The organism is Flavobacterium sp. NKUCC04_CG, assembly GCF_019345525.1.
GTDB lineage: Bacteria > Bacteroidota > Bacteroidia > Flavobacteriales > Flavobacteriaceae > Flavobacterium.
In genome coordinates this window covers 274,198-295,138 of the sequence record NZ_JAHKRA010000002.1, presented here as the reverse complement: position 1 = coordinate 295,138, position 20,941 = coordinate 274,198, and the positions used below count along the sequence as shown (strand labels likewise).

The window sequence follows — 20,941 nt, the reverse complement described above, 5'->3', positions numbered from 1 at the left end:
GGGGCTTGGTTGTAGTAAAAACGAGTCAAGATTGTGGGAAATGTGATATTTATGTCAAAAGCCACGAAAACTACAAAAGGGAGAAATACCCTTATACCGCTATAATCTTTGGTGTGGATGCGGGTAATAATATGAATGAATACGTACAACTGAGCTTTGAAAATCCCGAAGGCGAAGGGGTTTTTGTACCTCAAAACATCGGTTTAGCACCGGGGGAGCAGCGCAGCATTGAAGGCTTGCAATTCATTCCCTTTGACCCTCATTACGATCAAAGCAGCACAACACTCCAGGTTTTGGTAAGGCTCAACGGTAAAGTGGTTTGCGATTATTATAGGTTCACTTTAAACTTTGGCACTCGGGGTTCTTGGAGGCCTACTGAGGTTTCTCCTACCGAGGTGCCGCGAGCCACCGCCCAATTAACGCCCAACCCCACGTCGGGTACAACGGTGTTGTATTACGACAGCAGTCTTACAACGCCTACTGCGGATATAGGGGTGCAGGTGTTTGATATGCTGGGCAAAGCGCATTGGAGCGGTTCGGCAACCTCGGCCAAAGGCAGCCTGCTGATACCGTCCGACCACTGGGTTAGCGGTAAATATTTGGTGGTTTTGTATGTCAACGGACACAGAAGTTACCAACAGATTTTGATTAAAAACTAACCCCAAAAACGCTGTAAAAGCAGTGGGCCAGGCCGCTGTTTTTACAGTGTTTTTATAAAATAAAACATTATGGAAACACAATACAAACGATGCGGATTGCGAATTAAAAAATCGGTACGAGACAACGGATTGATTTTGTTGTTGAGTTTGTTTTTATCGGTGCCCGGTTTAGCCCAGGACTACCAGTGGAAATGGCATAAAAAGGGCGGAGGAGCTTACGGGATGATTCTGGATAAGAGTTATTGGTACAATAGACGATTGTTCGAAACCATATTGGATATTAAGATTGATGCGCAAAACAACGTTTATCTGTTGGGGGTTATCGGGTATCCCGATGCCCAATTTGATGGAAATCCCGTAAAGGAGTATAACAGGCCTTTTGGCGGCAATCAACATACGGATGTTTTTTTGGCGGCTCTCAACTGTGAGGGCACGGTGTTATGGACCAAGGGCATAGGGGGGTATTCCTGGGATTACGCCTACAATTTGGGATTGGACGCAAACGGCGGTTTGTATGTGGGTATGTTGGTGGATAATTTTGAATCCATGTTGCCTTTTGGTCCCTTTCAATACACTAAAGAACCCCCTCATTTTGACGACGATGTCCGTATGGACTATAGCCGGGGTTTGGACCCCGATATACCCAATGTGAATTTTAAAACCATGGTTTTGGCCAAATACCAAGCGGATAACGGGCGTTTGCTTTGGCACCGTTTTCCACAGGGCGAGGTAATTCGAGCTTTGGGATTAAGTCAAATTGGCGATGTCTATACCGAGGCCAACGGCACCACCCATTGGTTTGTCGGTTTTTTGCCGGGTACTCATTTGGATGGGCAGATTACCGTTGAAGCTCCGGAAATCGAACCAGAACGTCATTACCAGTGGTATATCATCCGTTACGATAGCGAGGGGAATTACGTTTCCCATACCTTTTTGGACTTTAGGAATTTACAAACTATAGAGCGGGTCCGATTTACTTACGACCCTTTGATAGAGCAGTATTACATTGGTGGCACGGGTTTGGACCCGGAAGAAATTGTGTCATACGGAGATGATGAATTGATGCAATCAATGTATGTTTTGGCTTTGGACAAAGCGGGAAACAAACTGTGGAGTCACGATATGGATGGAGGTATCTTGGCAGAAATAAAAACCGATGAGCAGTCTAATGTATATCTATCGGGTCGAGGAGTGGCAAATTTCCATGACCAGCCCAATGTCAATTCCTTTGTTGGATTGGAGTTTCCAGATGCCAATGGTAACGTTCCCTATGTTTTAAAACTGAATACCAAAGGACAATTGCTTTGGGGAACAGCGGCAAAGAGTTTAAGTAGTACTACCAGTGCCTATTCATCGGCTCGTGCTTTGGCTTTTACCGCTAGCGAAGTGGTGGCTGGAATTACGATGGATACCGAACTTTGGGGGACTATAGCATCGGGAATGATACCCAATGACGGTTATTTACCAGATCCCTATGTGGGTCGGTTTGACAAAATCACCGGTCATTGCAATGCGTTGCACCGCATCAAAGGGCCTTCGGGTTATCACGACGGTTTAACGGCTATTGCTGTGGACCGGGATCAGAACATTTTGGTGGGCGGGCACTTTAGCGGCAGTTTATTTGTCGATGATCCGCATGTACCGCGGATGACGCCTATTTTTTATTCCGGTATCCCCGATTTTTTTGTAGCCAAATTGGCGGCCTGGAATTGTGGAGAAAACATGAGTACTCCCACCTTTAAAACCATAGAAGAAGTGGTGCTCTATCCGAATCCGACTAGCGATAAAGTATATTGGCAATCGGATAGGTTATGGAAGTATTATGAGGTTTACGACTTGCAAGCGCGTATAGTAGCCAAGGGACATATCCAATTGCAAGAGGTCAGCTTAGGGCATTTAGCTTCCGGACAATATATATTGGCCTTACTGGACTACGACGGACATAAAGTCACTCAAAAGATTTTGGTGAAATAAAATTTCGGGAACTATGGACACAGAAGTTACCAACAGATTTTGATTAAAAACTAACCCCAAAAACGCTGTAAAAGCAGTGGGCCAGGCTGCTGTTTTTACAGTGTTTTTATAAAATAGAACATTATGGAAACACAGTACAAACGATGCGGATTGCGAATTAAAAAATCGGTACGAGACAACGGATTGATTTTGTTGTTGAGTTTGTTTTTATCGGTGCCCGGTTTAGCCCAGGACTACCATTGGAAATGGCATAAAAAGGGCGGAGGAGCTTACGGGATGATTCTGGATAAGAGTTATTGGTACAATAGACGATTGTTTGAAACCATATTGGATATTAAGATTGATGCGCAAAACAACGTTTATCTGTTGGGGGTTATCGGGTATCCCGATGCCCAATTTGATGGAAATCCCGTAAAGGAGTATAACAGGCCTTTTGGCGGGAATCAACATACGGATGTTTTTTTGGCGGCTCTCAACTGTGAGGGCACGGTGTTGTGGACCAAGGGCATAGGGGGGTATTCCTGGGATTACGCCTACAATTTGGGATTGGACGCAAACGGCGGTTTGTATGTGGGTATGTTGGTGGATAATTTTGAATCCATGTTGCCTTTTGGACCCTTTCAATACACTAAAGAACCCCCTCATTTTGACGACGATGTCCGTATGGACTATAGCCGGGGTTTGGACCCCGATATACCCAATGTGAATTTTAAAACCATGGTTTTAGCCAAATACCAAGCGGATAACGGGCGTTTGCTTTGGCACCGTTTTCCACAGGGCGAGGTAACTCGAGCTTTGGGATTAAGTCAAATTGGCGATGTCTATACCGAGGCCAACGGCACCACCCATTGGTTTGTCGGTTTTTTGCCGGGTACTCATTTGGATGGGCAGATTACCGTTGAAGCTCCGGAAATCGAACCAGAACGTCATTACCAGTGGTATATCATTCGTTACGATAGCGAGGGGAACTACGTTTCCCATACCTTTTTGGATTTTAGGAATTTACAAACTATAGAGCGGGTCCGATTTACTTACGACCCTTTGATAGAGCGGTATTACATTGGTGGAGTTTGTTGGGATAGTTTCGAAGTTATTTCATATGGCGATGAAGTGCTCTTAAAGTCGATGTATGTTTTGGCTTTGGACAAAGCGGGAAACAAACTGTGGAGTCACGATATGGCTGGGGGTATCTTGGCAGAAATAAAAACCGATGAGCAATCTAATGTATATCTATCGGGTATGGGATCTGCGAAATTTAATGACCTCCCGTATGTCAATTCCTTTGTTGGATTGGAGTTTCCAGAGGTCAATGGAGATGTACTTCCCTATATTCTAAAACTGAATACCAAAGGACAATTGCTTTGGGGAACAGCGGCAAAGAGTTTAAGTAGTACTACCAGTGTGTATTCATCGGCTCGTGCTTTGGCTTTTACGGCTAGCGAAGTGGTGGCTGGAATTACGATGGATACCGAACTTTGGGGGACTATAGCATCGGGAATGATACCCAATGACGGTTATTTACCAGATCCCTATGTGGGTCGGTTTGACAAAATCACCGGTCATTGCAATGCGTTGCACCGCATCAAAGGGCCTTCGGGTTATCACGACGGTTTAACGGCTATTGCTGTGGACCGGGATCAGAACATTTTGGTGGGCGGGCACTTTAGCGGTAGTTTATTTGTAGATGATCCGCATGTACCGCGGATGACGCCTATTTTTTATTCCGGTATCCCCGATTTTTTTGTAGCCAAATTGGCGGCCTGGAATTGTGGAGAAAACATGAGTACTCCCACCTTTAAAACCATAGAAGAAGTGGTGCTCTATCCGAATCCGACTAGCGATAAAGTATATTGGCAATCGGATAGGTTATGGAAGTATTATGAGGTTTACGACTTGCAAGCGCGTATAGTAGCCAAGGGACATATCCAATTGCAAGAGGTCAGCTTGGCACATTTAGCTTCCGGACAATATATATTGGCCTTACTGGACTACGATGGACATAAAGTCACTCAAAAGATTTTGGTAAAATAAAATTTAAATGATTGCATAAATCAATCGTAAAGGGTGGTTGGAGTTATGAGTAATAAAAACTATTTTTTGAAGTTAAATGTTTGTATAAAAACTTGATTTTAAGTATTTTGTAACATATAAATAACGTTTTTGTTTATTGAAAACAATTTTTTTTTCGTAATTTAATGATATAAATTAAAAACGCTAAGAATTATGAGAGCAGTACGTTATTTAGGGGTCAATCATGTGGAATTAGTTAAAGATGCGATAAAACCCAAACCTGTTGGTGATCAGGTATTGATAAAAATAGCTGGAGCGGGCGTCTGTCATTCCGATTTGCATGTAATTGATCACGGAACAGTAGCAGCTCCTTTTACTTTAGGGCACGAGAACGCGGGTTATATTGAAGAATTGGGTGATAGTGTAACGGGCTATAAAAAGGGAGATGCGGTTTTGGTTTACGGACCTTGGGGTTGCGGACATTGTAAGCCTTGTCAACAATCTTTTGAGAATTATTGCGACCATCAATCGGAAAGAGCTTTCGGAGGAGGCTTAGGACTTGATGGAGGGATGGCTGAATATATGTTGGTTCCCTCTTCGCGTTTGTTAGTTCCGATATACGATCTTGATCCTGTATTGGCGGCACCGTTAACCGATGCAGCATTGACACCCTATTCCGCTATTAAACGATCATTAAATAAATTAACACCCGATGAATTTGTTGTGGTTATTGGAATTGGTGGGTTGGGGCATACGGCCTTACAGATTTTAAAAGCAACGACAGGAGCAACGGTTATCGCTTGTGATATATCGGCAGAAAAGCTGGATTTCGCTAAAAAACTCGGTGCGAACTACGTAGTTAATTCTAAAGACACGGACGCGGCACAACAAATTATAAAAATTACCGGAATTAAAAAAGCCAAAGTAGTACTCGATTTTGTAGGAGCTCCTTCTACTATGGATTTGGGAGCTCAAGTCATTGCGCTACATGGTGATTTAACCATAGTAGGTTTAGGAGGTGGGTCCTTGGCTGTGGCTTCGGGGAAAATACCATTTGGAACAAGTGTAAGCTTGCCTTATTGGGGATCTCAAGCAGAATTGGTCGAAGTAGTTGGTTTGGCTAGACAAGGTAAAATACATATCGAAATCGAAAAATTTCCTTTAGAACAAGTATTGGAAGTTTACGATAAAATGCGACAGGGAAAATTAAAAGGTCGTGCTGTACTCATTCCGTAAAAGGAATGTATTGAACTTCATTACTTTTGTAAAAACACTCAATAAAAAGAGACCTTGAAAAAAGGTCTCTTTTTTCGTTTTATAAAGCGTTTGTTTAAGAAAAAAGATTGTTGAATCAAAATTCTTTACTGCTTCTCGTTGCTATATATAATAAAACAAAGGCAATGCTATTAACGCATATTGGCAATATAGTTCATCAAATCTCTTTTACCTCGCTCAAAGTCAAAACTCTCATACACCACGTAGAAATTTGTTTTATCGGCACAGCGCGGATATAGAATTTTACCAGCTTCAACCTTTTGTTCATCGAAACTAAATGTCTTAAGCAAGGACTTTATTTGCTGAGAAGTAAACAGGTTCAAGGTGCTTTGTTGTTTTATAAAGGCCAATTTATCCTTGTCAAAATTCGCATTTTTCTTAAGATTTTGTAAGAAGTTTTCAAAAGAGTGATTGCTCATTACAGGAGTAGAACTGCTGTTTTCAGAACCCCAATTTCCGTTGTCGTAAGGATTGTTCCAAACATCATCCCATTGGTTAAAACCGTATTGTTGCCCTTTTATAGGGTAGGAATCGAGTAAGTATAATCCGAAATTGGTAAAGTAGTCCAAAACGATACGACTGTCGTTGCGAACCTGAATTTGACTGCGGTATAGCAAATAACCATCTTCGTATATGGAAATAGACATTTTTCCAGAGTTCAAATCAAAAAATCGAAATTTCCCCGATGCATTACTGATGGATTGATTACCGATTTCAACCGTGAAAGCACCGCCTTCCGGAATTCTTAAAAAAACCTCCGCATAACCGTAATTCTGATTCCAATTGTAACGCGGTGTTACTTCTCGGTCGCGATTTGGTGCCCGTGAAACGGTTCTATTGGAATTATTTTCCGCGGGGGTGGTTCTACCACTAGAGTTGTCCTTCGAATTGTTTCGTGATGGCGACACCGTTCTTTGTAACTCTTTAGTACCGGCTTCGTTTTTTAATAATTCGCCTTTTTTGCCTGCCTCTTGTGCAAACAAAATTGCTGCAGAAAAAATGGCTATCAGTGTAAAAGTTTTTTTCATGTTTTATTTTGGTTAGTTGTAAAGTGCTTATTTCAGTAATCGTGCCAAAAATAAAAGGATGAAATCAATTTATTGGTGTTTTGAGCTAACTTTTTCCTAATGAATACAATACTTTTTATTAATAAATACCGAAGCGCTAGAGTAAATCAATCAGGTACAGATTAATCCTAGCCGTTTTTTAAAAATGATGTACTCGTAGTTAAAAAAATCAGATCTTTTTTACTGATGGAGTAACTCGTCGGTAAGCCCAAATATTACTTTTCCGGTTTTTAAGTCAAACAAATAGTTAACTGGAATATACCCGTACATGCCGATTGCTTTGTTTTTTGAAAAATAAATCGGTTGATCGTATAGTAGCTTTTACCTAGTATAATAATCCAATAGTTAATTCGTTTAACGATGTCTTTCGTTAGCAACTAAAAATATATCCGCATTTTTAACTTCTCCTTCATCATTTAAAAAACCTTATTTTTGTAAGGTAATTTTTATGCTATAGCCATGTTTTCGGAAAAGCTTTTAAAACAGTTAGACTTTATAAAGGAAATTGACAAAGTCAAATACATCCAACGTAAAACCAAATTATTTCATAGTGATCGCAATGAAAACGATGCCGAACACAGCTGGCATTTGGCGCTTATGGCAATGGTATTGGCGGAGCATTCCAATGAGGATATTGATGTTTTAAAAGTGGTGAAGATGGTATTGATACACGATATTGTGGAGATTGATGCGGGAGATACTTTTATTTACGACACCGTAAACAACCATACCAATACCGATGCAGAAAGGTTGGCTGCACAGCGAATTTTCGGATTATTACCTCAAGCACAAGCCGTGGAATTGATAGCTGTTTGGGAAGAATTCGAGGCTGGAAATACAGCGGAGGCCAAGTTTGCCAAAGCAATGGACCGTTTAGAACCCTTATTGCAAAACATCTCTAATAATGGTGGAACTTGGAAAGAATTTGATGTAAGTTATGATAAGGTAATGGAGAAAAAGAAAGTTATTGGCGAGGGCTCCACTGCAATTTGGAAATATGCAGAGCATTTAATTGACTATAGCGTAGAAAAGGGAATACTCAAAAAATAATAATTTTTTAGATGTCTTCATGGCATTAATTTGGAGTTGATGAAAAAAGCAGAAGCATTGAAATGGAGGATGTGTGAGACCTGTTTGGGGCGTGGAAAAAAAAGCCGTAAACTCAGTACAAAGGCTCGACGCGAATATGAATTGTTGCTCGATGCGTTTATAAAAAACCCTGGAGAACAGACCGAACCCGTACGTCCAAAGGGACATCAATATGATTGTGAACAATGTGGTGGATCGGGTTTGCTTTCGACTGCTGTTTTTCCTTTGGCAGATATACAAAACCATCCACATATTGCCATAATTGGTGGCGGTATAGGCGGGGTGGCACTTGCAGTAGCTTGTTTACACCGGGGAATTCCCTTTACACTTTTCGAGCGCGACCACGATTTTAGCGCGCGTTCTCAAGGTTATGGACTTACGTTGCAACAAGCAAGCAAAGCCATAGAGGGATTGGGGCTTTTTTCATTAAAGGAAGGGGTGGTTTCTACGCGACATCTAGTACACACCACTTCAGGTAAAGTAATAGGGGAATGGGGAGTTCGGAAATGGATGAATTCGGCCCTTAAATCTACTTCAAAACGAACCAATATACATATTGCACGACAAGCTTTGCGTTTGGCTCTTTTAGAACAACTCGGAGGACAGCAGTTTGTGAATTGGGGACACCAATTAATCGATTTGAAGCAGAGCGACTCAGGTGTCGGTATGACTTTTCGTGTCGATGGGGAATTCAAGCAGTTTAAAGCTGATCTGGTAGTTGGAGCCGATGGTATTCGCAGTTCAGTGCGCCGATTGCTGATGGACGAGAACAATGATTCTTTGCGTTATTTGGGATGTATTGTTATTTTGGGGATTTGCCCTTTAGCAGCACTAGATGGAGTCGAAAGTTCTTTATTGGATTCGGCTACGGTATTTCAAACGGCCAACGGAAACGAACGAATTTATATGATGCCCTACAATGCCGATACAATTATGTGGCAACTCAGTTTTCCGATGACTGAAATGGAGGCTAAAATGTTGAGTGCAAAAGGATCTCAAGCGCTTAAGGAAGAAGCTTGCAGAAGAACGCTATGGCACGCTCCCATACCGCAAATTATGGAAGCAACTGACGCAGCGCAGGTATCGGGTTATCCCGTATACGATCGCGAATTGTTGCAACCGCAAAGTTTAGCTCATGCCGGAGCGGTCACTTTAATTGGTGATGCTGCGCATCCGATGAGTCCTTTTAAAGGTCAAGGCGCCAATCAAGCCTTACTCGATGCCCTGATGCTGGCCCGCGGGATATCTAAGGGATGCGGAATTTTTAATCCGTGGAGAACACAAGGAATAAGAAACAGTGTATTAACAGCCTTTGAATCGGCGATGCTCGCACGCAGTGCTACCAAAGTAAAAGATTCTGCTGAAGCAGCACAGTTTTTACATTCGGAAATTGTACTTTATGAAGGCGATGAACCCAGAGGACGTTGTTTAAAGACTACGTATATAGATTGAAAAGTTTTTTAATAAGTAAAAAACAAAATTAATAACTTAATTAAATAAGTTATAATAATAAATCCGATTTTCAGCATTTTATATAAAATTAGAGGTTAACAATTTCACTTAATTGCAAGGCTATTTTTTGTTTAAATACCAACAAATAGAACATAAAAAGTAAAGGAAAGACCATTAGCACAAGGGCGTAAGGAAAGTGGAGTGTTTTACTTAAAATAAAGTCAAGTATTAAAATACTAAAACCGCTATAAAAGAAATACGACCAGTTTTTAGAGAAGTCACCATCTAGGTCCACAACTATTTTTTTATTTTCATCGGAAGTGATAATTGTGGTCAAAAGAGGACTACTACACCAATCTATTGTAGCGTGAAGTTGATGCTTACCTACGGCTTCTATGACAAATGTTCTGGTTTCGCCATTAGTGGCTTCGTTACTAGACGCATGGAAATAATAATACGCAATCTGTTTTTTTAGCAGCTCGTTTGTTGGCTTACGCGTGATTAAGTAATTGAGATTGTCCATGAGCGAAAGATAGGGTTTTTAGCAGTAATTTTCAAAATCCCTTTTCCGTATCAAAATTGAAATGGTTCAGATAAACGTGAAAAAACAGTTAACCATATTGCTATACTCCAAGTCGGACTACAGTTGTTAATTGTGATTTATTGTCGGTTAGATTACTGTACCATAGGAAATATAGTACAGTAAATCCGATTAAACTTATAACTTATTTGTTAGATATAATTGCGGGGTTTCGCTCAACTTTTCGGAGGCTAAAAGCCCGAATTCCCGTATATAGTCTTGTTGATTGTGTGCATCCAGGCCCTCTTGGTCTTTCCATATCTCATAGAAAACAAAAGTGTTCGAATCTGCCAATCCCTGATGCAAATCATATTGTATGCAAGCGGTTTCCTTTTTGGTTTTGTTTACCATGTTTTTTAGAACTGTAGTAAGTTCAGTGCGATACTCCGGTTTTACTTTTATAATTGCAGTTAAATAGATCATGTGAATTACTGTTGCTTTATCACTTGTTGTTGAAGGTGTTGGATATATTGAATGCGGTAATTTTCCAATCGTGCTGCCGTTGCATTTTTCTCTAAATCGTGAAAGTGGAAGCCTTCCATTCGCGTCATACCCGCAAACTGATTCATTTTGTGAAACCCAAATAATACACCTTGGTCAACATCGTGTTGGTCAAAAAACTCTCCCTCTATAGTAAAAGCCGTTTCCGGTGCATTCCACGAAGAGGTAACCATATATTTTTTTCCTTGCATCAATCCACCGGTACCGTAATTGATATCCGGATTTTTTCTGCTTCGTCCGTCGCTGGCATAAATTCCGTTATTGTGGCCTGCTGTAAATACTTCGTCTATGTATTTCTTTAAGCGATTGGGAACTTGAAACCACCAAATGGGCGTGTGATAAATAATAAGGTCGGCCCATTTAAAATTTTCCACTTCCACTGCAGCGTCAAAATCGTCATTGATATTGGTTGTTCTCACTGTAAAACCGCCTTCCAATAAAGTCTCTTGAGTCCATTGGGTAAGGCTATTATTAAAATAACCTCCCGAATGCGCAAAGGTTTGTCCGCCATTTATAATAAATATATTTTTCATTTCTATTATTTTAATTATTGATACTGCAAATTTCTATAATTATTATGTATAATTAAAATTACTTAAATGATGTGTAATTATAATAATTATGATAGTAAAGCAGTATCTTCTAACATTGTCATAAAAATTTCTAATCCGTAGGCTATGTAAGCGATAGATTATTCGTTATTTTTTTGATTTTTAATTTAACTAGTTGTATATTAAAGGTGTAGGAGGTTGTGTGTTGGGGTTTTGCAAATTTTTAAGTTGCTTTATGGTTTTTATACTTTAAATAAAATAATTTAAGTCATACATTTGTATTATAAAAATTATAGGTATGAGATGGAATCTAGAGTGGTTACGCACATTTAAGGCTATATATGAAACGGGTACTTTATCGGCTGCAGCTCAACAACTTTTTATTTCACAGCCGGGTGTGAGTTTGCATTTGAATTCCTTAGAATCCTATACCGGTAATAAACTGTTTGATCGGTCTGCTCGGAAAATGGTAGCTACAGAGAAGGGTAAAATACTGTATAATTGGGTGTTTGAACCACTAGAGAAAATGGAAAGTGCCGAACAGCATTTTCACAAACGTTCTAAGGAAGACCGCGTTACTATTAGTGTGGGAATGTGTTTTGAAACCTTTCAATATACCTTGGAAGAGCACATTGCGAGTTTGCCTTTTAATTTGATTATTAAATTTGGTGAATACCCACAGATGCAACAGGATTTAGACAACGGTCTTTTGGATTTGATTATTACACCTCAAAGAGGCAATCAAGTCAATTTGGAGTATCTTCCTTTTTCCAAAGAGCGCATCGTATTGATTGCAGGAAGTGAAACAGACGCTTCAATAGTTAAAGATTTATTGGCAAGAAATGAAATAAAGGAGGTTGCAGCCTTATTGAAACAGCAACTTTGGTATAGCACTGCTGCAGATATGGATCATTTAAAAAACTTTTGGAAAAAGCACTTTGGCGAACACCCGGATTTTAGTCCGAATTATATAGTTCCCAACATCAGTTCCATCATACGATGTTTAAGTGGCAATACCGGCTATTCCATCGTGCCTGACTTCCTGTGTACAGAAGCAATTGCCAATGGACAAATAAAATTGATATGGGAGGGAACAGTTCCATTGGAAAATACCCTTTATTTTGGAACCAGAAAAAAAACCATTTATCACAGTGAAGTAGCTCAACTCGAAAAGCTATTGATGAATAAATGGGACAAATAGTTTAGAGGTACGTTCAGTCGGTTCAAATACTAAATTACAAATTTCAGCATTAAAGGATAGTATCTCAAAAGTTATCAAAATACCGGGATGATTAGGTTTTTTGTAGTCTATAAAAGCAGAATAAGATTGCGGACAGCATATAAGCCACAACCAAATGCGCCAAAAACAGAAGCACTTAAATCACTTTACCGTTGTGCTGGAATTACCTACCGATGGCTCGTTTAAACATTTTCAAAATACCGATTGTATGGTGATAATGATTAGGTGAAAGTTTTTTTTAATAATTTTTTTTAACAGTATAAAATTTATTTAGAGCATTAAAATGTGAATAATAAATGGTAAATTAGGGAATAATATGTAGATAATGGCAGCGAATAACAGAATTTTTTTTAATGGATTATATGGCAGTGATTGTATTGAATTTGTGAAAGGGCTCATCTATGTATATCCCTTTGGTATTATTGGAAGAAAGAATAACAATAACGTAAAACCGCATGCGCATAACAATCAGTTTCAGATTTTTGTTGTTCTCGAAGGAGAAACCCATTTGCTTTACAACAAAGAAGTTATTTCGGTACAGGGACCTGCTTTTATTACGGTTCCCAAAAATACCGATCACGGTTTTGAGCACCGCACCAACCTAAATGGGTGGATTATCAGCTTGTCAGACAATGTCATAGAGCACATGGTAAAGCGCGAGGCAGAGGTGATTGAAGCCATAGAACTTTTTCAGGTAACTCCCATCGTAACGGGTGAGTACTCAGAAGAGGTATTTAAAACCATGTTATACTGTATAGAAGAATTTAACGCAACCCATACGGGGCGATTGTTGATGTTGGAACATCTTGTAGGCCGATTGATTGTACAGTTGAAAAGATTGCCCCAATCTTCTCAACATAGAATATTGTTCGTTAATAATTCCTTTCTCATTTATTATAGGAGATTTACGCAGCTCATTAGAGAAAGCTGTTCTTATAAAAAAACAATTGAGGAATACGCAGCGGATTTAAAAATCACTAGCGGACATTTAAGTCGTATTTGCAACTCTGTAGCATTTAAATCTCCTAGAGAAATTATTATGGATTTCTATCTTACACAAGCTCAATTGTCTTTTTCCGATGGCGAAAAATCAATCGCCGATGTATCCTATGAATTGGGTTTTGACGACCCAAGTTATTTTGCGCGGGTTTTTAAAAGAAAAATCGGATTAACGCCCAATGAATTCAGGAAAAAAATTAGAACCAAAGATTAAATTACTAGAGATTAGGTCAAATAAACAGATTTGTCTTAGTAATAAAAGAATAGTCCTAGTATCGGTATAAGGATTCAAAGTATGTTTGTTAAGTGGTAAGCAATCAATTGCACCACTAATAGAATACTTACTTTAGAATGTATTATGTCGAAAATAACGATCACACATATTGAAACAATTCTTGTTGATTTACCAACAATAAGACCCCATTTGCTGTCTATGACCGTGATGCAAAAGCAGACGATGGTAATTATTCGCCTATTTTGTTCAGACGGGATAGAAGGGATTGGCGAGTCTACTACTATTGGTGGCATAGCCTATGGGGATGAATTTCCAGAGGGAATGAAATTGGCCATCGACACCTATTTTACACCACTACTTATAGGGCAAGACCCCGTTCAGATTAATGCAATTAGACTCCGCCTAGACAAATACATATCAGGTAATAATTTTGCTAAATCAGGTATAGAAACCGCGCTATTAGACGCACAAGGTAAACGATTAAACGTACCTGTTTCTGATTTATTTGGAGGTGCTATTACAAACACACTACCGGTTTTATGGACCTTAGCCAGTGGAGATACACAAAGGGATATAGACGAGGCTAAACAACTTATAGCGACAAAAAGACATCATACTTTTAAGCTTAAAATAGGTCGTAAAAAACCTGATGAAGACATTGCTCATGTAGCGGCTATTAAAAGTGCTGTTGGAAGGGATATTACCGTAACGGTAGATGTTAACCAAGCTTGGTCCGAGACCGTAGCCAAGCGCGCTATACAAAAATTACAAGATGCCGGTATCGACTTAATTGAACAGCCCCTAGCTAAATCCGATTTCGAAGGTTTAGCCCGACTAACTTCCTATTTCGAAGTGCCTATTATGGCTGATGAAGCCGTTGCCACCGTTCAAGATGCCTTTAAATTAGCAAAAATACATGCTGTAAGTGTTTTTGCTTTAAAAATTGCCAAAGCTGGAGGGCTCATCAATATTCAAAAACAAGCAGCAATTGCCCAAGCCGCCGGAATTTCCTTATATGGAGGTACCATGTTGGAGGGGACCATCGGTACACTGGCCACGGCACACTTATGTGCTACATTGCCCAATTTAGAATGGGGAACCGAACTCTTTGGTCCTTTACTATTAACAGACGACATCGTTAAGACTCCCCTTGTTTATAGCAATTATGCCTTAGAAATTCCAAATGCAGCGGGTCTGGGCGTGGAATTAGATTTAGTTAAAATAGAAAAATATAAAAGAAAATAAACATGATATACGTAGTGGAAATGGATGTAAATATCCCCGAGAGTTGGCATGAGGAAAAAATCGCGGACTACTTAAGCCGAGAAAAGGTTTGTTCACAAGAACATCAAAAGTCTGGAAAATGGATATACCTATGGAGGGTAGCCGGAAGGTACTCAAACATCAGTGTATTGGATGTATCCGGACCCGATGAATTGCATAGTATTATCAGCTCACTTCCCTTATTTCCGTATATGAATATAAAAATAACAAGTGTCTGTAAACACCCCAATGCTTTACGAGACTTGATGATTTAATTAGATTATTAACAACCAAAACACAGTACTATTATGACAAGATTAGACCAAAAGAGAATAGACCAGACCTTAGAGTTGATAAAATCTCAGGAAAAAAAAGGAGCTGGGAACGAAAGAGTCAAAACGATTGTCAATCGTTTATTGGAAGATTTATTCAACGCCATGGCAGATTTAGACATTACATCGGAAGAAATGTGGAAGGCCTGCGATTGGCTGACACAAGCTGGAAAAAACAATGAAATGGGATTAGTATATGCGGGTTTAGGTATTGAAAAATTTATAGACGTTCAAATGGATTGGGAAGACGAACAAGCAGGTATTGAAAATAGAACACCGCGAACGATTGAAGGTCCTTTATATGTTGCGGGATCGCCTGAATCCAATTCCTATGCCGAATTAGAAACCGAAATAGAACCCAATGCGGAACGACTTTATATGAGTGGCGTGGTATATGATTTAGAGGGAAACCCCATTTCAGGAGCTAAAGTAGAGGTATGGCATTGCAATTTAAAAGGACTTTATTCTCACTTTGATTCTTCTCAGCCTGAATTCAACCTACGTAGAGCCATTAAAGTGGCTCAAGACGGAAAATACGAATTCAAATCCTTTGTTCCTGTGGGGTATTCCTGTCCTCCAAAAGGACCTACAGATGTATTGATGTCAGCCTTGGGACGTCACGGCTCCCGTCCGGCACACATACACTTTTTTGTTACGGCACCGGGATATCGAAAGTTGACCACGCAAATCAATATCGAAAACGATCCGTTGATTAATGAAGATTTTGCCTTTGCAACTCGCCCGGAATTAATCCCTCACATACAAAAAATATCGGCTCAGGATGCGAAAAAATACGGTAAGAACGAAGCGTTTGCTAAGATTGATTTCAACTTCCATATGGTAAAAGAAATAGATACCGCCGCCGCTGGAGAAAACAATAGAAAGCGAGCTAGTGTAGCCTAATACTCGCACTACGGTATTGACGAAGGATTCATAGGATACGGCGTACTCGCTTGTTGAGGTAGGGAGTATTACAAACGAAATACTCCCGGTTCTATTTTGGGATACCCCCTGTTTTTAAAGGATTGATAAACCTTTTTCAAAATCCATTGGGTAATATTCGACAAAACGAGCAATGGAGACTATGGTTGTAAAAGCGGTAAAACGTATATTTATAAAGACTATAAAATAAAAAAGATGCAAAAAATAAAACTAAGCCATTTTACATGCAATTATAAATATCAATATTTTGGGCATCAAAAAAATTTGGTACTCTCCAATTCATTGGGAACTAATTATTCCATGTGGGACGATAATATCAAATTTTTAAGTCTACATTTTAACATACTTCGTTACGACAGTCGGGGTCATGGTGCCAGCACGATCAATCAATCGACCGCGAGTATATCCGACTTAGGAGCCGACGTATTAGAATTACTAAAGTTTTTGAAATTAGAACAAGTTTATTTTTGTGGACTCTCCATTGGAGGATTGGTTGGGCAGTGGTTGGCGATCCATTATTCAGGTTCGTTTGAAAAAATCATCATCAGCAATACCGCAGCCAAGATTGGAACTTTAGAAAGTTGGAACGCGCGCATTAAACAAGTTAGCGAATTCGGATTGAGTAGTATACTAGAGCCTACAGCAGCGCGTTGGTTTACATTGGCATACCGAAAACAGTTTCCTCAAAAAGTAGAAGCGATATTAGATGATTTCGAAAACACTTCTATAGAAGGTTACATGGCCAGTTGCCGCGCTGTATCAGAAGCGGATTTTAGAACACAACTAAAACAAATCAAAATCCCCGTTTTAATTATCGTTGGAACACAAGATGAGGTAACCACTAAAGCAGATGGGGAATGGATCCAAAAACAAGTGCCGTTGGCGCAATTAGTCGGTCTCGACGCAGCCCATTTATCCAATATGGAGCATCCAGCGGCCTTTGCAAATCACATCATAGTGTTTACAAAAAATTAAAACAAACAAATGAAAACGACACCACAAATAACCTTATCAGAAGCCGTAGCTCTGGTTAAGGATGGCGATATACTTTTTCAAGGTGGTTTTGGTATGACTGGAAACCCGGTTCATCTGATGCATGCCTTGGCAGAGACAAACACTAAAAACCTCATTTTTATCGGTAATAACGTTGGCGAACCGGGCATGGGAGCTGGACGGCTACTGCGCAACGGACAATTAAAAAAAATAATAGGTTCTTTTTTTACATCCAATCCAGAAGCGGTTAAAGCTGCTCAAGACGGCATCGTTGCCTATGAATTGTTACCTCAGGGTACTTTGGCAGAAGCCATTCGCGCCGGTGGAGCGGGTATAGGAGGCTTTTACACACCGACATCGGCTGGAACTGCTTTAGCAGAGCATCGCGAAACCAAGTTTCTTAGCGGGGTTGAACAAGTTTTTATTCCGAGTATTCGGGCCAATGTGGCCTTTGTACGCGCATGGAAAGCAGACACGGCTGGGAATCTACAATACCGAATGACCGAACAGAACTTCAATCGTGCGATGGCAACAGCGGCAGATTTGGTCATTGCAGAAGTAGAAGAAATCGTTGAGGTAGGCAGCTTGGCACCAGAACATATTCATACCCCAGGGTCCTACGTAGATTACCTCGTTCAAGCCCATTTAACCTTAGAGGATTTAGGAATTTCTGCCTCGGTTTCGTCAAGCAAAAAAGTGTCCGAAAGCCGTATGAATATGGCAAAAAGAGCTCTTAAAGAACTAAAAAAAGGCGATGTAGTCAATTTGGGTATAGGTATCCCGACCTTGGTGGCCGATTTAATTTCGAATGATGACGGCATTATACTGCATACCGAAAACGGCATGTTGGGTGTAGGACCAACTCCTGCAGATGGTGGGGGAGCTATGGAATACCCGGTGAATGCCGGTAAAATTCCGGTAACCGCTTTGGCGGGTGCTTCCTATTTTGATTCTGCTGATTCCTTTGCCATGATACGGGGTAAACACGTAGATACAGCCGTTATGGGAGGACTGCAAGTCGATGAAAATGCCAATTTGGCCAACTGGGCTGTTCCAGGACAACCCTTGCTGGGTGTTGGCGGAGCCATGGACTTAGCTTCCGGAGCCAAGAGATTGATCATTACCATGATGCATACCGAAAAAAATGGCGATGCCAAGATTGTTCCTCGATGCGATTTGCCGTTGACTGCACTAGGAGCCGTAAACATGATTATCACAGACAAAGCCGTATTTGAGTTTATCGACGGAGCCCTCACCTTGATTGAAGTTATGCCGGGCAGTACATTAGCAGAAGTCCGATTGGCTACTACAGCTCACTTTATTGAACGTTTAGCCAATTAAAAACAACCTCATGTGACTGATTATACCCAGTGAATTAGGGCATCTAACAATAGGGGTTTTGTTTAGTGAATTTCGCTATTTTTACTTGTACAACCTTACAAATTACTATAAAAACGATTAAAATGAATAGAGAAGCTTATATAATTGACGGAATTCGCACACCTATAGGAAGTTTTGGGGGAACGCTTTCTGCTATCCGTGCCGATGATTTGGCTGCTTTACCCATAGCGGAACTGATTAAAAGAAATCCCAATATTCCGGTAAATGCTATAGACGATGTGCTATTGGGTTGTCATAACCAAGCCGGCGAAGACAACAGAAATGTGGCGCGGATGGCGGCATTGTTAGCCGGTTTACCCGTTACTGTACCTGGAGAAACCATCAACAGACTCTGTTCTTCTGGAATGGCTGCCATAGCGCATGCGGCGCGAGCTATTAAAGCTGGAGATGGCGACCTATTTATTGCTGGTGGTGTGGAGCACATGACAAGAGGGCCTCTAGTGGTTTCCAAACCGTCTAAAGCATTTGGAGTCGATTCAAAACTGGAAGACTCCTCTTTTGGGTGGCGTTTTGTCAATCCTAAAATGACCGCCATTTACGGAACCGATCCTATGGGACTCACTGCCGAGAATTTAGTAGACATATACCATATTTCTAGAGAAGACCAAGATTTATATGCCTTGGCATCGCAATTAAAAGCGGCCAAGGCCACAGCCAATGGCCGCCTGGGTGAAGAAATTATGGCGGTTCGTATTCCTCAGCGCAAAGGTGGGGATTTGGTATTTAGTGCAGACGAATTTATTCGTTCCAACTCCAACCTAGAAACCTTAGCCCAATTAAAACCGGCATTTAAAGAGAACGGTACAGTAACGGCAGGTAATGCGTCTGGATTAAACGATGGGGCAGCTGCGGTTTTTGTAGCTTCTGCCGAAGCGGTAAACCAATATGGTTTAAAACCAATGGCCCGTATCGTGGCCTCGGCAGTAACGGGTGTGGAACCTCGAATTATGGGGATAGGCCCGGTTACCGCAACTCAGAAAGTTTTAAGAAAAGCGGGATTAACCCTCGATCAAATGGATATACTAGAGTTTAATGAGGCCTTTGCAGCTCAAGTCCTTGCATGCACCCGAGCGTTAGGATTAAGCGATAATGATGCGCGTATTAATCCAAACGGTGGTGCCATAGCGATAGGCCATCCTTTGGGAATGTCGGGTACTCGCATTACCTATACAGCGGCTTTAGAGCTGCAAAAGACCGGAAAAAGATATGCCTTAGCTACGATGTGTGTAGGAGTGGGGCAAGGTTATGCCATTATTTTAGAAAGGGTTTAAATCCAAGATATTTTAGAAAGAGTATTATAGCCTAGGTGATCTGATTTACTAAAGCTGTAGTCTAAAAAGCTAACGCTGCTATTTATTTTTTTTCTATTGTGATTAGACATGTTTTTTGATGATGGCTATATAATGTAAATTTTTATAATTGTTTTTTTGTACGGAATAAATACGTACTTTTTTATTGCTAATATAAACAACAATATCTCCAATGAGTTGGAGTATATCAAATTAAGCAGAGAAATTAAGCAAAGAAAATAAAAAAGATATGGGAGTACTAGTTAACGATAGAATTGATGTTCGTATTAGCAAAGAACAAAAAGAGCTTGTTAAATATGCTTCTTCATTAAGTGGTTTTAAAAGTCTCTCGGAGTTTATAGTTTTTTGTATTTCTAAAGAAGCAAAAAGTATTATTAGCGAGAACAATAAAATTTTAAAATCATTAGAAGACAAAAAGATTTTTGTTGATACGATTTTAAATCCAGCAGAACCAAATTCAAATTTACAACGAGCTCATGAAAAATATATTAATTTTTTAAAGGACTCTAATGGAAATAAAAATATTAAGCGCTAATCATAAAAGAAAAGAGTTTTCATGTGGTGAAGCGTTACTTGATCGGTATTTAAAAAATCAAGTGAATCAAGATATAAAAAAAAGCTTATCTACTTGTACCGTGATAGTAAATGAAAACGATTTAGTTTTAGGTTATTATACGTTATCTAGTAGTTCGGTTGATAAGGATAGTTTACCGGAGAATTTATCTAAAAAATTTCCACCATCTTATGTGGATCTTCCCTGCATTTTACTGGGGCGATTAGCGGTGGATGAAAATTTTAAAAGAGAAGGTATCGGTTCATTGCTATTATTGGATGCTTTAAATAAGTATCTTAACATTTCTAAAGAAATCGGAATATTATGTGTTGTGGTAGATCCTATTAATGAAAAAGCAATTGCTTTTTATAAACATTACGGATTTATCTATTTACCCACTTCCGGAAAAATGATGATTTCGATTAAAACGATTGAAAGTTTGTAATTTGCAAAGGGAGGCTGTCTTAAAAGGATAGCCTTCCTTTGTTTTTGTAGATTGTCGAGAATTTAGTGCT

The 20,941-nt window shown here is 39.9% G+C and carries 20 protein-coding genes; 16 read left to right on the top strand and 4 right to left on the bottom strand.

Features of this window, described 5'->3' with window-relative positions; genetic code table 11:
• The 4 genes from KO524_RS02855 to KO524_RS02840 all read left to right on the top strand — a co-directional run.
• A partial coding sequence (locus KO524_RS02855; protein WP_219289615.1) for a T9SS type A sorting domain-containing protein occupies window positions 1-659 on the top strand: 659 nt, incomplete at its 5' end.
• 69 nt (window positions 660-728) lie between these two features.
• Window positions 729-2,633, top strand: a complete 1,905-nt coding sequence (locus KO524_RS02850) for a T9SS type A sorting domain-containing protein (protein ID WP_219289611.1) — start codon at window positions 729-731, stop codon at window positions 2,631-2,633.
• A 123-nt stretch (window positions 2,634-2,756) separates the two neighbouring features.
• Complete coding sequence (locus tag KO524_RS02845; protein ID WP_219289608.1) at window positions 2,757-4,664, top strand: T9SS type A sorting domain-containing protein; 1,908 nt, start codon at window positions 2,757-2,759, stop codon at window positions 4,662-4,664.
• Between the two features lie 192 nt (window positions 4,665-4,856).
• Window positions 4,857-5,879 carry an NAD(P)-dependent alcohol dehydrogenase gene (locus KO524_RS02840; RefSeq protein ID WP_219289605.1) on the top strand — a complete coding sequence of 341 codons (1,023 nt, stop codon included), beginning with the start codon at window positions 4,857-4,859 and terminating at the stop codon, window positions 5,877-5,879.
• A 170-nt stretch (window positions 5,880-6,049) separates the two neighbouring features.
• Here the strand turns inward: KO524_RS02840 and KO524_RS02835 are convergent, their stop codons facing one another.
• Entirely contained in the window at window positions 6,050-6,946 is an 897-nt protein-coding gene (locus KO524_RS02835) for a DUF4476 domain-containing protein (protein ID WP_219289602.1), read from the bottom strand.
• Window positions 6,947-7,444: 498 nt separating this feature from the next.
• Between KO524_RS02835 and KO524_RS02830 the strand changes: the two genes are divergently transcribed.
• Entirely contained in the window at window positions 7,445-8,035 is a 591-nt protein-coding gene (locus KO524_RS02830) for an HD family hydrolase (RefSeq protein WP_219289599.1), read from the top strand.
• Between the two features lie 39 nt (window positions 8,036-8,074).
• Window positions 8,075-9,526: an NAD(P)/FAD-dependent oxidoreductase gene (locus KO524_RS02825; RefSeq protein WP_219289583.1), complete on the top strand. Its 1,452-nt coding sequence runs from the start codon at window positions 8,075-8,077 to the stop codon at window positions 9,524-9,526.
• An 88-nt stretch (window positions 9,527-9,614) separates the two neighbouring features.
• On the opposite strand, the gene KO524_RS02820 is transcribed toward KO524_RS02825, so the two are convergent.
• From KO524_RS02820 to KO524_RS02810, 3 genes are all read right to left on the bottom strand, one after another.
• A complete protein-coding gene (locus KO524_RS02820) occupies window positions 9,615-10,049 on the bottom strand; it encodes a hypothetical protein (RefSeq protein ID WP_219289581.1) in 435 nt (144 codons plus the stop codon).
• Window positions 10,050-10,244: 195 nt separating this feature from the next.
• Window positions 10,245-10,529 carry a putative quinol monooxygenase gene (locus KO524_RS02815; protein WP_219289579.1) on the bottom strand — a complete coding sequence of 95 codons (285 nt, stop codon included), beginning with the start codon at window positions 10,527-10,529 and terminating at the stop codon, window positions 10,245-10,247.
• 5 nt (window positions 10,530-10,534) lie between these two features.
• Entirely contained in the window at window positions 10,535-11,140 is a 606-nt protein-coding gene (locus KO524_RS02810) for an NAD(P)H-dependent oxidoreductase (RefSeq protein ID WP_219289577.1), read from the bottom strand.
• Window positions 11,141-11,456: 316 nt separating this feature from the next.
• Between KO524_RS02810 and KO524_RS02805 the strand changes: the two genes are divergently transcribed.
• From KO524_RS02805 to KO524_RS02760, 10 genes are all read left to right on the top strand, one after another.
• Window positions 11,457-12,359, top strand: coding sequence for a LysR family transcriptional regulator (locus KO524_RS02805; RefSeq protein WP_219289574.1), 903 nt, complete (start codon window positions 11,457-11,459; stop codon window positions 12,357-12,359).
• Between the two features lie 364 nt (window positions 12,360-12,723).
• A complete protein-coding gene (locus KO524_RS02800) occupies window positions 12,724-13,611 on the top strand; it encodes an AraC family transcriptional regulator (RefSeq protein WP_219289571.1) in 888 nt (295 codons plus the stop codon).
• 144 nt (window positions 13,612-13,755) lie between these two features.
• A complete protein-coding gene (locus KO524_RS02795) occupies window positions 13,756-14,877 on the top strand; it encodes a muconate/chloromuconate family cycloisomerase (protein WP_219289568.1) in 1,122 nt (373 codons plus the stop codon).
• A gap of 2 nt (window positions 14,878-14,879) precedes the next feature.
• Entirely contained in the window at window positions 14,880-15,170 is a 291-nt protein-coding gene (locus KO524_RS02790) for a muconolactone Delta-isomerase family protein (protein ID WP_219289565.1), read from the top strand.
• A 33-nt stretch (window positions 15,171-15,203) separates the two neighbouring features.
• Window positions 15,204-16,130, top strand: a complete 927-nt coding sequence (locus tag KO524_RS02785; protein ID WP_219289562.1) for a dioxygenase — start codon at window positions 15,204-15,206, stop codon at window positions 16,128-16,130.
• A 234-nt stretch (window positions 16,131-16,364) separates the two neighbouring features.
• Complete coding sequence (gene pcaD, locus KO524_RS02780; RefSeq protein WP_219289560.1) at window positions 16,365-17,144, top strand: 3-oxoadipate enol-lactonase; 780 nt, start codon at window positions 16,365-16,367, stop codon at window positions 17,142-17,144.
• A 9-nt stretch (window positions 17,145-17,153) separates the two neighbouring features.
• Window positions 17,154-18,503: a 3-oxoacid CoA-transferase gene (locus tag KO524_RS02775; RefSeq protein ID WP_219289557.1), complete on the top strand. Its 1,350-nt coding sequence runs from the start codon at window positions 17,154-17,156 to the stop codon at window positions 18,501-18,503.
• Window positions 18,504-18,625: 122 nt separating this feature from the next.
• Complete coding sequence (pcaF, locus tag KO524_RS02770) at window positions 18,626-19,834, top strand: 3-oxoadipyl-CoA thiolase (protein WP_219289554.1); 1,209 nt, start codon at window positions 18,626-18,628, stop codon at window positions 19,832-19,834.
• A 268-nt stretch (window positions 19,835-20,102) separates the two neighbouring features.
• The gene (locus KO524_RS02765) at window positions 20,103-20,408 is read left to right on the top strand and encodes a DUF1778 domain-containing protein (protein ID WP_219289551.1); all 306 of its coding nucleotides are present in this window, start codon (window positions 20,103-20,105) and stop codon (window positions 20,406-20,408) included.
• Complete coding sequence (locus KO524_RS02760) at window positions 20,383-20,871, top strand: GNAT family N-acetyltransferase (RefSeq protein WP_219289548.1); 489 nt, start codon at window positions 20,383-20,385, stop codon at window positions 20,869-20,871. Before KO524_RS02765 ends, KO524_RS02760 begins: the two co-directional genes overlap by 26 nt.
• The last annotated feature ends 70 nt before the right edge of the window (window positions 20,872-20,941 follow it).